The organism is Neobacillus pocheonensis, from assembly GCF_050477905.1.
Taxonomy (GTDB): domain Bacteria; phylum Bacillota; class Bacilli; order Bacillales; family Cytobacillaceae; genus Neobacillus; species Neobacillus pocheonensis_A.
Genome location: NZ_JBCNAD010000045.1, coordinates 92,933 through 108,167 on the forward strand (window position 1 = coordinate 92,933; position 15,235 = coordinate 108,167).

Annotated in this window: 15 protein-coding genes; 5 read left to right on the forward strand and 10 right to left on the reverse strand. The window is 38.9% G+C overall.

Translation table 11 applies throughout. The features are described from left to right. Positions 1-668: 668 nt before the first annotated feature. The 4 genes from ABES02_RS23495 to ABES02_RS23510 form a co-directional block, all read right to left on the reverse strand. The gene (locus ABES02_RS23495) at positions 669-920 is read right to left on the reverse strand and encodes a Gmad2 immunoglobulin-like domain-containing protein (RefSeq protein ID WP_430140169.1); all 252 of its coding nucleotides are present in this window, start codon (positions 918-920) and stop codon (positions 669-671) included. A 175-nt stretch (positions 921-1,095) separates the two neighbouring features. Next, positions 1,096-1,278 (reverse strand): hypothetical protein, encoded by a 183-nt coding sequence (locus ABES02_RS23500; protein ID WP_430140145.1) that lies wholly within the window; start codon positions 1,276-1,278, stop codon positions 1,096-1,098. A 165-nt stretch (positions 1,279-1,443) separates the two neighbouring features. After that, positions 1,444-1,638, reverse strand: coding sequence for a DUF2187 family protein (locus ABES02_RS23505; protein WP_430140146.1), 195 nt, complete (start codon positions 1,636-1,638; stop codon positions 1,444-1,446). A 56-nt stretch (positions 1,639-1,694) separates the two neighbouring features. Then, positions 1,695-1,994, reverse strand: a complete 300-nt coding sequence (locus ABES02_RS23510) for a hypothetical protein (protein WP_430140147.1) — start codon at positions 1,992-1,994, stop codon at positions 1,695-1,697. A gap of 772 nt (positions 1,995-2,766) precedes the next feature. Here ABES02_RS23510 and ABES02_RS23515 point away from each other — a divergent pair. Continuing rightward, positions 2,767-3,027: a Spo0E family sporulation regulatory protein-aspartic acid phosphatase gene (locus ABES02_RS23515; protein WP_430140148.1), complete on the forward strand. Its 261-nt coding sequence runs from the start codon at positions 2,767-2,769 to the stop codon at positions 3,025-3,027. Positions 3,028-3,099: 72 nt separating this feature from the next. On the opposite strand, the gene ABES02_RS23520 is transcribed toward ABES02_RS23515, so the two are convergent. The 5 genes from ABES02_RS23520 to pbp4b form a co-directional block, all read right to left on the reverse strand. Then, positions 3,100-3,279 (reverse strand): hypothetical protein, encoded by a 180-nt coding sequence (locus ABES02_RS23520; RefSeq protein WP_430140149.1) that lies wholly within the window; start codon positions 3,277-3,279, stop codon positions 3,100-3,102. Next, positions 3,280-3,489 (reverse strand): hypothetical protein, encoded by a 210-nt coding sequence (locus tag ABES02_RS23525; RefSeq protein ID WP_430140150.1) that lies wholly within the window; start codon positions 3,487-3,489, stop codon positions 3,280-3,282. Positions 3,490-4,337: 848 nt separating this feature from the next. Beyond that, the gene (locus ABES02_RS23530) at positions 4,338-5,222 is read right to left on the reverse strand and encodes an N-acetylglucosamine kinase (RefSeq protein ID WP_430140151.1); all 885 of its coding nucleotides are present in this window, start codon (positions 5,220-5,222) and stop codon (positions 4,338-4,340) included. A gap of 20 nt (positions 5,223-5,242) precedes the next feature. Then, positions 5,243-6,139, reverse strand: a complete 897-nt coding sequence (locus ABES02_RS23535; protein ID WP_430140152.1) for a MurR/RpiR family transcriptional regulator — start codon at positions 6,137-6,139, stop codon at positions 5,243-5,245. 190 nt (positions 6,140-6,329) lie between these two features. After that, on the reverse strand, positions 6,330-7,607 hold the full coding sequence (pbp4b, locus tag ABES02_RS23540; RefSeq protein WP_430140153.1) for a penicillin binding protein PBP4B: 1,278 nt from the start codon (positions 7,605-7,607) through the stop codon (positions 6,330-6,332). A gap of 560 nt (positions 7,608-8,167) precedes the next feature. On the opposite strand from pbp4b, the gene murQ reads away from it, so the two are divergent. The 4 genes from murQ (at position 8,168) to ABES02_RS23560 (ending at position 12,251) form a co-directional block, all read left to right on the forward strand. Further along, positions 8,168-9,061, forward strand: coding sequence for an N-acetylmuramic acid 6-phosphate etherase (gene murQ / locus ABES02_RS23545; RefSeq protein WP_430140154.1), 894 nt, complete (start codon positions 8,168-8,170; stop codon positions 9,059-9,061). Positions 9,062-9,156: 95 nt separating this feature from the next. Then, positions 9,157-10,440 (forward strand): ABC transporter substrate-binding protein, encoded by a 1,284-nt coding sequence (locus ABES02_RS23550; protein WP_430140155.1) that lies wholly within the window; start codon positions 9,157-9,159, stop codon positions 10,438-10,440. A gap of 9 nt (positions 10,441-10,449) precedes the next feature. Further along, positions 10,450-11,415 (forward strand): carbohydrate ABC transporter permease, encoded by a 966-nt coding sequence (locus tag ABES02_RS23555; RefSeq protein ID WP_430140156.1) that lies wholly within the window; start codon positions 10,450-10,452, stop codon positions 11,413-11,415. Positions 11,416-11,426: 11 nt separating this feature from the next. Then, on the forward strand, positions 11,427-12,251 hold the full coding sequence (locus tag ABES02_RS23560) for a carbohydrate ABC transporter permease (protein ID WP_430140157.1): 825 nt from the start codon (positions 11,427-11,429) through the stop codon (positions 12,249-12,251). Positions 12,252-12,721: 470 nt separating this feature from the next. Here the strand turns inward: ABES02_RS23560 and ABES02_RS23565 are convergent, their stop codons facing one another. Then, a complete protein-coding gene (locus ABES02_RS23565) occupies positions 12,722-13,624 on the reverse strand; it encodes a phosphatidylinositol-specific phospholipase C/glycerophosphodiester phosphodiesterase family protein (RefSeq protein ID WP_430140158.1) in 903 nt (300 codons plus the stop codon). Positions 13,625-15,235: the final 1,611 nt, after the last annotated feature.

Genomic DNA, 15,235 nt, shown 5'->3' on the forward strand with positions numbered 1-15,235 from the left:
ATTAACCCATGCGGATTTGTACGTTTTTGGTCATGCTCCAATGGACACTGATTATATTATTTCAAAGGTTAAGCAAATGAAAAAAATCAATAGGGACAAGCGTATCCTTTTGAAATAGTATGAATATACAAAGTCTATAAATGACAAACTTCGCCCATTCTCCCCTATTTTCCCCTTCAATTAAACGCTTGATTAGAATTGCCGCATTCCTTGAAACGTAAGTATCCTCACCACCAAACGTATAGAAAATTTGTTGAAATTTGTATGAAAATTAATCCCTATCCCAACATTGCGAGTTTTTCCTTTTAAAAGGACAAATATCGACCATTTTTCGTATCTGATATACTAAATAATCGTTTGATTAAATAGAAGGAAATCACTGCTATTTGATTCTTCTATTTTTCTTCTTTTCCTACACTAGTCAAACGTTTGATTAAAAAGTGCTACAGCCTATCTCCTATGGGCTTTTTCCATGTAGTAAGGTGAAAAGATTGTCGATTTCCCCCTTAAAAAGATGCCCTTTTTCCTACTATCACATTTCTTTGCGGAGCGTGTATCGCCGCCCAATATACGTTACCCAAATTGTTCTATCCTTTAGAATGTTGCTTTTTTATCACTACTATTGCAGGAGTATAATTAGGTAGTTCCCGAAAAACTTCTGGAAAATACTAAGGTTTTGGAATGGGAATTTCTAACGTATCCACTTTTGAACCATCTTTCGTTGAAAATACATATAGTTCCAATTTGATGTCATTCGTAGTTACTAACTGTTTTGCAAAAGTGATTTCAAATTCTCCCCAGGCAGGTGCACCATCTGTTTGGTATTTATTTTCGAGCAGCACTTTTTCTCCGTCATAAAGAGCATAATGGAACACGCCTTCAAAAACTTGGGCCTTCCCTGTTACAATGATTCGAGTTATTCAACTGATAAAAGGCAATTAAAAAAGCGTATCTGCATTTTCCGGATACGCACACGATTGTTTAAAAGAGCAAAAACATACGGTATTTTCCTATTTGAAATGCCGTGTGTTTCTCCGTGTCATTTTAATGATTATACCTCTTCTATAAACCCGTTAATAAATACCAAGCTTTTTGTTATTTTTCCTCCGTATCCAATTGCAAGTTACTATAAAAGATAAATAATTCGTTTAAGATAAATTCAGCGGAATATCGTTTTGGATCTTGTAAGTGTAAATCAAATAGTATCTTGGTAACGGTTCCTAATGATAATTGTTTCAATTCCTTTTCGTTCATTAGATAGGATTGATAATTTGTCATCGGTCGTTCCCCCTAATTGTTATATTCCCCCCCAGAGTACAAAACTCATTAAGTCATTTACTATTTGTTCATCTCTTCCAAAGGAAAATGCTTACATATTCAAATTTGAATAGAATGAGTACAAAAAGTTTCATATAAAATTGAGGATAATTGATTTCCTTCGCTTCATGCAAAATCAATAACCTTGTAATTTTTATGTGATACAACTGTTCTATTTCCTCCAAAATCCAATTCCGTCCTATTTACGGTTATATTTACAATCACTGAATTTTCCTTGACCTTCTCAACGACCCCTTGGATTCCATTCTTAAAAAGGATATGTTCCCCTATTTCTGCGAGCTTCTTTGCCTTGAAATTCATTTTATTCCCTCCAATCTAAAAAATACATTAAGCCTTTTACTTTATCATTCTTAAATTCAAAGCCTGTTGTTGCTTGATTTTTTTATGACCTTCGTAATAGAGAATCCCTTCAAATATTTGCAGATGAACCTTATCACCTCATGATTTGCCGGGCCTTGACTCCCTTTAAAATAGCCACTTTTTATCATTCGTAATGGCTTAATGAGGGCCTTACAGATAAATACCTCTAAATCCTTTTTGAAGTCCCTCCTTAAAAATTTTAGAATACCTTGTGAACTTTTTTCTTTATTTTCATGTATTTCTGATTGAAGTTTTTTCTTGAAAAAAGTGAAAATGTCCATCATTCTTTTCTTCAATTTCAGTTGCTTCCCATTGTTCAATCCATTTATATAACGATGCAAGATATAAGGACCTGCCTCCTCCAATATGATCAATAGGACGAAAATTAGAGAAATAACAATTAGCCAAATCGACATTTAAACAACTCCTTTTATGGATAATGAAACCAATTTGAATGAAGTCCAAAACAAAGAAACATAGATAACTATTTTAATTTCTCTCCTAAACTAGGTCCTATAATTATAGTAATAAAATTATAAAATTAGAATATGTAAAATGTAGTGTTTATTCCGAAAAAACAAAATCTTAAGGAGAAAATACCTAGAAGAAAGCCACAGTGACGGTTCTCATGGTTTTGGATGGGAAAGTCAATTTGTCAAACAACGGACAAAAACCAGAGGAACCGTCCCCTGGTCTCATTCATTGCATATCACGAATCTAAAAATTCAGGTGTGCCGAAATTGTTGCGATCGAATCATCGCGATCCCTAACCTTCAATTAAGATGTATCAGGAAAGTCAATTCGTCCAACAACGAACAAAAAAACATTGGATCCTTCCTCTTACAAACCCTCAAGAATTGTCCACATGGTCATCTTACAGCATAGAGTTCCAATATTCTAAGGATGCTTCATAACACAAAAAAGCCGTGAGAACCGTCCCCATGGTCCTTGTCTATTTTTGTCTTCTTTTATCTTGTTTTATCGAATCTATTCCATATTAGGTATAGAATGCTATAATTCATCTCAATTAAAATCAGTTTGCTGATAGTTTACGAGGTGACACATGCAATGAGACTTGAACAATTTGAAGAGGCTATAAATGAGAAAAAGGTCGAGATGATTAAATTAGGAATGAGAAAAGGACTTCAAAATGAAGAAACCATCTATTGCAGCCAAGAACTAGACAAACTGCTTAACGATTATAATCGGTTATTAATGGAGGATAAACATTCTAAACCAATAAATCCTTACGTTGACTTATCCTCTATAATTCTTAAACACCTACAAAGGATTTTATCGATTCATCACAGATATTTTTTTATTAATTGAAAACACCACAGAGCACCACAGTGACCGTTCTCATGGTTCAAAAAAACCATGAGAACCGTTACCTTGGTCTGTTTATTTGTTCGAGTTATCATGTGGAACAATAATTTCTTGGGATTTGATAACGGAATTTCCAGCTTGATCATATGCTTTATAGGTTACAGTATAGAGATTTGCACTATTCGTTAAGGGAGCTCTAACAAAAGCACTGCTATCGAAACCAACAATTCCAATGTGGTTTCCGTTCCCAATCACTCAATTTTGGACTCCATATGATCCTTTATCAAGGACGTCAATAAATTTATTTGCTGCTGCTATTAAATTAGTGAATGGTATGCCCTGCATACTTCCCGATGTATCCAAAACAAGTTCCACATCGACAGGATTCTGGGTAATTCCGTTTTGTCCAGTAAGATTCATTGTCACTGTAGTGGATTGTCCGCAATATAGCATCCGGTGAAACACTTATATTTCCAGTTACACTTCAGGAAGCTGCAACCGCTGGAACTTCGGCATTAATCAAAGACAAGGAAGTCGTCAACAACAAAGCTAAGCTGCATTGTAATGAACGGCGCATTAAAGCAATGGGAGGTTTTTTCATCTTTTTGCCCCTTTCAAGTAAAGTTAATAAAAGTTAATCTTGCTGAACCATCGATGATACAATAACCAATACCAACTTTTCCTCCTCTTAGCAAATCAAAGAGGCTAGTTCTCTTTGGCTTCCCTTTGGCTTCACAGAATTCTTCCCGCTTGATTTAATCTTCTTTAAGGAACCATTTAACTTTTTTAATGATTTGATTACACCTACACACTTACACCTCACTCCCAAACTACTCCTCAACCGTCAACTCTTCTCTTTCATGTCTACTATTCTTGTAACTTCCAATATACCTTTTCACTTGTTTTGAGATCATAAAAAAAGGACTCCTTAATATTGCCAATGATTTGGCAATATTAAGGAGTCCTTTTCTAATTGGATTTCATATTAATAGAGTGATAACTACTTCTCTTACCACATCTAATGCACTCATGAGTATAATAACTGTATTTATGATGTCTTCGTAAAAAACAAATAATAGATTTTAATTTCATTTGGTCATCACTCCTTTAAATAACGTCACGGGGACGGTTCTTTTGGGTCAATCGGAAGTTTTGCGCGCGAAAAGGCCCGACTAGTGGATTGGAGCTAGTCGGGCCTTTGTGTAATTTTAGGGGTAGGATTTTTTCGCAAAATGGATGATTGCCCAAGAGCCATCGCGGGGTGATTTCGTTCTTCCCATGGGCTCCATAACCCGATTCACCTTAAGGAATGTCTAACAATACAATACGCCCTCACAAACATTACGATTTTCTCGTACAAGTTCATGTTTCGGCAAATCTTGTCTAATAATGTTTTCAAATGAATCATAGACGATATCATTTTTTAACAACAGACTACCAGATACAGCAATCTTCATTTGAGAATGTAAAGAATTCGGAATAGTTAATGCTCTCTTTACAAGCTGAGCTAATTTTTCTCCAGCTTCGCGTAAAATGGATATAGCAGGTTCACAATTTTTTTGTGCAGCATCATAAACGAGTTCTGATATTTTAGCCATTTCTTGTTTAGAGGCTGAGTAAACAAAGCTTTTAATATCAGACATGCTCTGGCCTTCAATCGAGTTTAGAATTGCCTGTGTTAATACATCATTGTTATTTTTTATTTCCAATTGAAACATGACAAATTGTAAGGCCTTTTTACTGATCCAATATCCGCTTCCTTCATCCCCCAATAAATACCCCCAGCCACCAGTACGCCATTCTTCACCATTATATCGTCCTAAAGCAATCGAACCAGTTCCTGCGATGACTAAAATGCCATCTTTCCCTTTAAGAAGTGCAGTATGGGCAAGTTGCGCATCATCAATCACAGTAAGCTTGCAATTTAAGGTTTCCACGAGATGAACTTTTATTTGTTGACAAAACTCCTTTGAATGGGCACCTGAGGCTCCTAAGAGAATCCGTTCAGGTTGAATCCCGCCCATCTGTTCTATACATAATTGGATTGACTTTCGAACCTGGTCGATGCTGCCTTGATATTGAACGGAGAAATTAGCAGGCCCAGTTTGAACTGAAAAGAGGGTCTTCCCCGTTGTGAGATCAAATGAAGTGGCCTTTGTTTTTGTACCTCCCCCATCGATTCCGATCATATATGTCATGTTTCATTCCCCACCGTCATCTATGAATTTTCATAAAAAAATCTCTTTTTCCTATATTTAATGCTTTCTGTTAAAAAACCAATGGCTTCTCTTGTCTCATCTATATGCCTTAGTGTTTTCTCGTATTGTTGAGAGGCAACAGACATAAAAAGAATATCCATCACATGCAATTGGGCGATTCGTGAAGAAGTTGCTCCACTTCGGAAGGCTGCTTCTTTTGTTTTTGAAGTATAAAGCCGAATGTCTGCTTGTTCAGAAACCAAAGAAGGGCCGTATTTTGTTAAACTTATGGTTTGTGCTCCTTTTCGGTTCGCCAGCTCTAGAATTTTTACCACCTCAAATGTATTGCCGGAAAAAGAAATTCCAAAAACTACGTCATCCTTATGGGTAATAGCCGCTAAAGATGCTGCCATATGGAAATCTGAGAATGCTGTGGCTGATTTATCAATTCTCATAAATTTTTGCTGAGCATCCTGCGCAATAATGCTGGAGGCACCGACACCAAAAAAATGAATGGTACGCGCATTTTGCAATACAGTAACGGCTCTCGATAATTCATCCGGACTTATTAGTTCAGCCGTTTCTTTTATCGCTTGAATGCTGTTGCTCGTCATTTTCTCAATAATCGAAAAGGGGGATTCATCCAGATCGATATCCCGAAATCCTTGAACTGCAGCCTTTTGTAAATCACCGGCTATTCGTAACTTTAAATCTTGAAAACCTTTTAAATCCAATGATTTACATAGTCGAATGACAGCTGCTCCACTGGTAAAACTTCTTTTCCCAATTTCATGTGTGGTTAGTGAAAGGGCCTCTTGCGGATTTTCTAAAATGTATGTGGCTATTTTTTTCTCAGATGGAGGCAGTATCGGAAGCAACTCTGAAAGCCTTACTAGTCCGCCAGTCATAAAAGACATATTCATCAACTCTTTCTTTTCATCGTTTAAATTGCAAATTGAAACACAGCGGCTTGACATGAAAATTTTCAGACCCCGTGCTGGTTTATGTATAGAAAAATTTGCATCCATTTTTAATCAATTGTGAAGATGATAAAACCTGTATAGATAAGGCTTCTATACAGGTTTCAGTAACCTTAAACGTGATTTATTAAGATGGAGTTGCTGTTAAAGCCTCATAAATGCCAGTAACCACACTGCCATATTTTCCGGTGTTGAACACATCCCCAGCAAAAGTGTTTGGAGCTTTTATTGGATCTACAACGGATGAATGCTTTTTATTGGTCAGTAAAGCAATAGCTAAATTTTTTTCGAAATCAATAATAGTAACTGTCCCTGTCCAGCCTGTGTGTCCAACTGCTGTCTCGCTTGCATGCGGACCAAACATCCACGTCATGCTGCTATTACCGTTTCTTCTCCACCCGAGTCCATACGTTGGATTTGTTTCAGATGGACGGACGAAAGTATGAATGGTTTGCTGATCAAATACTTTCTCTTTCCCATATCCGCCCCCATTTAACATCACTTGCAATAACACAGCTAAGTCGTCTGTGGTAGAGAAAAGTCCTGCATGTCCAGAAATACCATCCATCGAATAGAATGCTTTTTCATCATGTACTTCCCCTTGTAAGGTGTATGTCCGCATATTTGGAAAATTTATGACTCCGTCACGAGTATTGCCCAATAATTCAGTTGCAGCAAAGTCCTTTTGTTTAAAACCTTTTTGAAGAGGATTAAACATGGTATGCATAAGGCCTAGTGGCCTGTAAATGTTATTTTCAACATAATCGTCAAGCAATTGTCCGGTCACTTTTTCAACAATATATCCTAATAGCATATAATCCACATCACTATATATGTTCTTTGTGCCTGGTTCATATTGCAGAGGTGTTCTAGATAACATTTTCAGCGTCCTATCGCGATCTTGCGAATAAAGCCTACCAGCTGCAGTGGGATGATGATATTGAGGATCAGCTTGAAAACCCGCACTGTGATGCAGGATGTCGATAAGACGCAGCCTATCCTTTCCTTTGATCTTGTCTTCCGGCTCATCCTTAAAGTCAGGTATATATTGCCGCACCCGGGCATCTAAATCGATTTTCCCTTCGCTAACAAGCTTTTGCAGCGAGTAATTGGTTGCATACATTTTGGTGTTTGAGGCCAAGTCGAACATGGTATCGGCTTTTATTTTCTCAGCATGACTCATTGGCATCAGGCCGTCATATTTTTTCGAATACCCATAAGCCGTGTTCTTTACCACTTTTCCATCTTTGATAATCAGTAAAGCAGCGCCTGGAAACCCATTGTCGACATCTTGCTGAATCCATTCATCAACCTGTTTCAGTTTCTCTGAGGAAAATCCAACTTCTTCAGGATGTTTCGCCTTGCTCAACACTGGAAAGGGATCTCTATATTTCGCTTGCATCATCACATTCGACTCTGTAGAAACAGATTCCTTCGTCGATTATCTTTGTGTAAGGCTGACAGGCCAGGCTGTAGAAAGAGTTGTTGCTGTGAATACTGTGGGCAATTCGGGTCAATTTAGTTCTCCTCCCCCAAAAATCGATTTCAATAAACCGGACGCTATTCTTCCAAGTGAGAGCCAAAAACAAATCAAGAAAATGGAAACGCTGTCAAAAAAGCAACAACCTCAGTTAGCAGCGTTTTATTTTTAAGGATTTCAATTGGACTGAAGATTTGTCTTGATGAATAAAACTATATTTCATCATTTACACAATTTAAATTAATAGAAAATTTCAAATATTATTATAGATTTAAGATTCGTAGTTTGTAAAGTTTAATTTTCACAAATAAAAGGCTTATGCTCGATGGCCGGTTTGACGTAGATTGCGCACATCCAAAAGGTACAGGGCGCGTTTCTGGTCAAGCAAGCATAGAAATATTTTTTGAAAATTAATATTGATTTAAAAATTCAGATTGTTATAATAATTCCATGAAATAATATTTTACACAAGAGAGGTGAAATCCATGTTAGAATCCCTAACGACCGAGAAATCTAATCTCCAAACCATGCATCTCGATACCATGAACACTCACGATATCTTGTCTATCATGAATGATGAAGACGCCAGTGTTCCTACGGTCATCCGCGGCCAAATTCTCCAGATTGAAAGATTGGTGCAACGTGTCATCTCGTCTTTTCAAACAGGTGGAAGATTGATATACGTCGGTGCGGGCACGAGCGGCCGTCTTGGTATTTTGGATGCGGCAGAATGTCCTCCTACCTTCAGTACCCCGCCTGAGATGGTCCAAGGATTAATCGCAGGCGGTATCAGTGCGATCCAAGTGGCCGTTGAAGGTGCTGAAGATAACGAAGCAATGGGCAGGCACGATTTGCACGCGCTTACTATTACATCGAAAGATACCATAATCGGGATCGCCGCAAGCGGCCGTACACCGTATGTGGTTGGGGCGATGCGATACGCCAAAGAAATCGGCGCATCGACAGGTAGTATTTCCTGCAACAAAGACGCTGTCATCAGTCAATACGCTGATGTCGCGATTGAAATCGTAACGGGTCCAGAGGTGCTGACAGGCTCAACGCGCTTGAAAGCGGGAACGGCTCAAAAATTAGTATTGAACATGATATCGACCGCATCCATGATCGGGATCGGGAAGGTTTACAAAAATCTCATGGTGGATATGAAGCCGACGAACCAAAAGCTCGTGGAACGTTCAAAACGTATCATCATGGATGCGACAGAAGTCGATTACGAAACGGCTTCCCGTACATTCGAGGAAGCAGATCAACACGTCAAAACGGCCATTGTGATGATCTTGGCGAACTGTGATGCAGCGTCGGCGAGAGAAAAACTAGCCGAACATGGCGGATGGATCCGAAAAAGCGTACATACAAAGTAAAACAGCAGAGTCTTTCCGTTTGTTGGGAATCTATCTTTTAATCAAATATCGTACGATTCATGACAGAAGTCATGGATAAAAAAGGAGGACATGAGATGAAAAAGGGTTGGAAAATGTTAGCGGCATCAGTATTTGCGGGCACGTTGATTCTTTCAGGCTGTTCTAGCAAAACCGAAGAGAAAACAACAGGTAAGAGTACGGATTCAAAGCAAGAAGAAGTGACACTCTCCATGGGAAGCTGGCGTACGGAGGATACAGAGGCATACAAAACGGTTATTGCTGAGTTTAACAAAAAGTATCCGAACATTCATATCGAATTCAAGCCTTCGAAAAACACAGAATACAACACCCTACTGAATACGGCGTTACAAAGCGGAGAAGGTCCGGACTTAATTCACTTGCGTCCATATGGAAGCGGCATCTCACTTGGTGATGAAGGGTTTTTAGAGCCGTTGAATGGTCTGAAAGGACTCGATACGTTTGATAAAGAACTGCTGCAGGCGTCACAAAGCAAGGACGGTAAACAATACGGGGTGCCGCTCAATATCTCCACGACACAAATTTTCTACAACAAAGCCATTTTCAAAAAGTACAACCTTGACGTGCCAAAAACGTGGGATGAATTCATAAAAGTGGCTGATACATTAAAATCCAAAAAAGTGACACCAATCGCTTACGGTACAAAAGAATCTTGGCTGCTATCCTTGCTTCATGGCATGGTAGGTCCTGGTCAATTTGGCGGACAGGCGACAATTGATGACCTCGTAAGCGGCAAAAAACAATTGAATGATCCGTCCATCGTTAAGAGCTTTGAAGTATTGAAAGACTTAGACAAATACTTCCCTGAAAACTCCCAAGGTTTAGGAATGGATGATATTCGTACCTTGTTTGCAACAGAGCAAGCAGCCATGCTTCCAATGGGCAGCTGGGAAATTCAACAAATCCGCAGCTTAAATCCGGATCTTGATTTTGGTTTCTTCCCAATCCCATCCGCAACAGGCGGCAAACCGACTGTCACTCGCTGGGTGGACGGCAGTTATGCATTGAATGCGAAATCCAAGCATAAGGAAGAAGCGAAAAAGTTCTTGGAATTTATGACAACGAAAGAATTTGGTAACAAATTCGCAAATGAGTTCAAGATGATTTCCGCTGTACCTGGTGTATCCTCAGACGATAAGTTGGTAGATTCCTTGACAAAAGCGGCAAACAGCGACGCAGTGCCGTACTTCTGGCTGGTGAATTTTGCACTTGGAGAACCATCTACAAAAGGGACTTTAGAAACAGAATTACAAGGTATGTACCTTGATAAAACAACACCGGCTGATGTAGCAGCAAAAGTAAAGGCTAGTGCTGATACATGGTTTAAGCCGCAGAACTAGGTGAACTCGATGACGAGCCCTGGAAAATTAACCATTCATACGAAAACCGTCTTGACTGCGAAGAAAAAGAGGGGGAACAGGTGGATTCTTCACCTGTTCCCTCTTCCTGCATTACTTGTCTATAGTGTGTTTGTGGTATACCCGCTGTTTGCGGCGTTCAGTTATAGCTTCTTTTCCTGGAAGGGGTTTTCAAAAGGCGCATTTATCGGGCTTGAAAACTTTCGTAGATTATTTGTGACAGAGCCATTCAGCGGTTTGTTCTGGAATGCTTTACAGCACAATCTTTTGTACTTCGGTATTGAAATGGTTGTCCAAAACGGCATCGGGTTTCTGCTTGCCTATGCGTTATATAAACGGATTCGAGGAACGGGATTCTTCAAAATTGCGTTTTTCTTACCACGCCTGTTATCGGTGATCGTAGTCGGTTTCTTATGGAAACTCATATTAAATCCAAATTTCGGGACGCTGAACAAATTTTTGGATTTGGTTGGGCTTTCATCCTGGAAGCATGCCTGGCTTGGTGAACCAGAAACCGCTCTCATCACGATCATTTTGGTGAACTGCTGGTTCGGCATCGGGTTCGCGACCTTGATATTCTTGGCGGGGTTACAAAATATCCCTGCAGAACTAGTGGAGGCCGCAAAATTAGACGGTGCGACAGGATGGACCTTATTACGAAAAATTATTATCCCATTAGTCATGCCGAGCATCACCATCATGACCGTCCTGACATTCATTCAATCGTTTGAAGCGTTTGAACTTGTGTATGCGATGCAAGGATCGATGGGTGAACCGTATTATTCGACAGATACCCTGGCTGTTTATTTTTACCGTTTGGCTTTTGGCAGCGGTTCGGGTGCGGACAGCTCCGCGCTGGGTCTTGGGTCTGCATTGGCAGTGGTTCTGTTTGCGATGATCGCGCTGATTACAGCGTTATTAATGAAGTTTATGCGTCGCTTTGAAGTTGAACAATAGGAGGGGTTACAGTGAAATCATCATGGTCATCTCGAGTAATATGGTACCTGGCCGCAGTCATCTTTGCCTTACTGGCCCTGTATCCGTTGTTGTTAATGTTCTTAAGTTCGTTCAAGACAACCATTGAAATCTTCAAGAATCCGTTTGCCATGCCGTCCGCATGGAGTTTGGATACTTATAAGAAATTATTGGACCAAGTCCCATTCGGATCCTATTTTACGAACAGCATTATCGTGAGTGTGGCAAGTGTGTTGCTCGTGATTCTATTCGGTTCAATGGCCTCTTTTTATATTGCACGTTTCTCCTTCAAGTGGAATGGAGGACTTTTGTTCTTCTTCCTGCTCGGGATGATGATACCCATCAAGCTTGGGATTGTCCCATTGTATATGTTAATGAAAAACTTGGGATTGACGAACAACTTGCTGTCTTTGATTTGTATGTACACGGCAACTGGGCTGCCCCTTGCCGTTCTGATATTAACGAGTTTCTTTAAAACACTGCCGCATGAGCTCGAAGAAGCAGCGCGTATCGACGGTGCCGGCGATTTTAGGATCCTCCGAAGTATCATTTTTCCATTAATGCGTCCTGTCTTGGGTACCGTGATGATCGTAAACTTTATCGGTGCCTGGAATGATTTTTTCTTCCCGCTCATCTTCATCACCGATGATGCCAAGAAAACCATTCCGATTGGCATGTTATCCTTGTTTGGAGAACATTCTGCGGACTGGAGCACCTTGTTTGCAGGACTAACCCTGTCGTCTCTGCCGATGATTCTCCTATTCTTCTTCGCTTCGAGGCAGTTCATGGAGGGGCTCACAGCAGGCGCAGTCAAGTAGAACACCACATACAACCACGGGGACGGTTCTAATGGTTTCATATGGCATTATTTTAAGCCACAAGAACCGTCCCCATGGTCTTGCGCGTATTCAAAGGTTGATGGAGAAATATGAATTTAATGTTCCTTGCATAAAAAATCTGGTTCGCGTAAAAACAGTATTTTTCTACATATACTCTGTGGACAAACTCGAGGGTTTTATGTAGAACCATATTATGAAACAAGATTATTCGGGCGGTGACAGTGAATTAGAATTATGCACAGGCACCATTATTAAGTGTTTTTTATTCCTAGTTAATACAAAAAAGGGGTTAAATGGATGCTAATTAAAACAATAAGGCATTGGGAAGTCATACCTACACAAAAAAAAGGCGATGACACTCAGCCATCACCTTACATTTGTATGGATAATTCACATATAACACCAGTGGTTGATTTACTAATATTATTTTAAATGATCACAATCAATCATCAGAAATTATTTTTGTTCCTATCTTCCCAAGTAATATTAGGTTCTGATGGATGAGGATCATTTTTCAACAAGAAAAGCTGCAAGCCTGCTAAATCATCAGTATTGATAAAATCCACACCCGCATTTAAAAGTTCCTTCCATACTGCATCTCTTTCTGGAGATGCGCTGTCGGGAGTCGCCCAAAAACGGACTTTCTGACCATTAGCATGAGCGGTTGCGACGATATGATTTAGTTTTTCCCTTTCATTTTTTGGCATCTCACCTACACCCATCCATGTAAAATGTTTTGTCCAGTTATCACTAATGATTGGCATAAACTCATTGGAGGCACCTGATTCGAGGTCGCTCATTCGTCCATCATAGGCTGCATAGCGAACAGGCTGGCTCTCCATTAGTTCTTTTGGACGATTCCCTGAAATATATACAGTAATCGCCCCCGGTTTTACCCCTGAAGGCAAAAACTTTGTAAGCATATTTTGATATTTTGTAAGCTGTTCATGGATAACTTGATAGGTTGCTGCATCCTCCGACTTCACATCGATCCATAGGATAAACTCTTTGTCATATCCTGGATAGACGGCTCCCTTATTGTCTTTAACTCTTTTCATCAATGGGTCAAGATATAGGGATTTCAATGTTCGATCCGGTCGAATATCCTCTTTATCATGGGCAACAAGGAGCTCTCCATCAACAAGCCAAACATCGGCTTCTACACTGGTAAATCCATGTTCCAGGGCATCTGTTAATGGACGCGTATGTTCGTAATCGTTATGTGCGTGAGCTTTTGCAAGAGGAACCACAGTCTCTTGGTTAGAACTACCTTGACCGGCAGCAAAAACATTTGAAAATGATAGCATGAAAACAGAGACGATTAGGGTTAAAACAGCCAAACTTTTTTTCATGAACTCCAGACCTCCAGTAATAATAGTTTACCTTTTTCATTTTAGAGAAAAACCCTTAGAGTTCAATGACATTACAGGATTCTTAACAAACCCTTTAACTACTTTACATAATTTATATAAATAACAAATTATTTTTACAAAAAAATGAACCTATTTTAAAGTACTTACCTAATATGAGGGATTGGATTGGATTAGTTGCTCATAAAATAGAGTTAATTAATTTTTTTAAATTTAAATCATTTTCCAATAACAAATGATTTCGATCTCTATATTTAAAGTAACTTAATTTATCTGTAACTGCTACTTAACAATTAAAACTTATACTCAAAGATAAATATAGTTATGGGGTGCTTAGATGCTTAATCTATGGCATAAATGGAGAAAAAACTATTTTAAAATGCTTGCAAACGATTGTTTGTGCGAGAATTTAAGAAATAAGTTTTTAATGAAAGCATCTTATCATAGGCATAAATTATTGAATGACCAATAGGTTAGTAATGCGTCCTTGGATCATATGACGCAAATTTTCAAGGTCAAAAATGAGCATAAAAAAGAGCAGCCGGATTACTCGATTACTTTTAATTTTTACTGTGACAGTACACTTATACTACAATTAATACAAAGCTGCTACCACCAACCATAACCACCGTATCCGAAGTAACCATTTTCCACACCACTAATCGAAACAAAGTATCCGGTAGTTAACACTCACACTCTATGTATATTTCTCAAGGCACGCAAGGGTTGGACAATCATTACTTTTTGGGACAATTTCATCCATTTTCTTACGAATGCAAGAAACGTCTGCATTAAATGCAAACGTTCTTTGGAGGTAAAACTTAATGTCTTTGGTCTGGTGTAGTAATAACATATGTACTAGATATTAAAATTGATTGGACAAGTGCTTAGTTAAATGAAAATTTCCCCCAATATGGCTTAATCCATTGGTAATTCAAATGAAACTCCTCAGGGACGGTTCTCATAGTTTTTGATGAAGCTCATGCCACCACTAGACCATCCCCATGGTCTCTAAATGACAAACTTCGCCCATTCTCTCCTATTTTCCCTTTCAATTAAACGTTTGATTAGAAATACTGTATTCCTTGAAACATAAGTATCCTCGCTACCAAACGCATAAAAAATTTGTTGAAAGATGTATGAAAATGAATCCCTATCCCAATATTGCCGGCTTATCCTTTTAAAAGGGCAAATATCGACCATTTTTCGTATGTGATATACTAAATAATCGTTTGATTAAATAGAAAGAAAGCAATGCTATGAGAGGGTTTTAGTCAGCTTTGTTCAAAAATATTTGTCGAGAAAATCTTTAGACATTTTCAGAGAAAAGAACAATATTCCCCAGAAAACGACTCCATTCTTTCTAACTTACAGAATTCCAACTTCTTTCCCTTTTTTCAACATTACACAAACGTTTAATTAAAACTGCCTTCAGCCCCTCCCCATCCTGGTTTTATTCCATTAAATCTATAAAAAGAACATCGAAGTGCGTCTTTTTTTGAAAAGGAACTCTGGGTTGTGACTGAATTAGAATAGTGCCCAATCAATACTGCCTCTCTTGACTAGTTCCCAAATAAATCGCAAGTTGAGCAG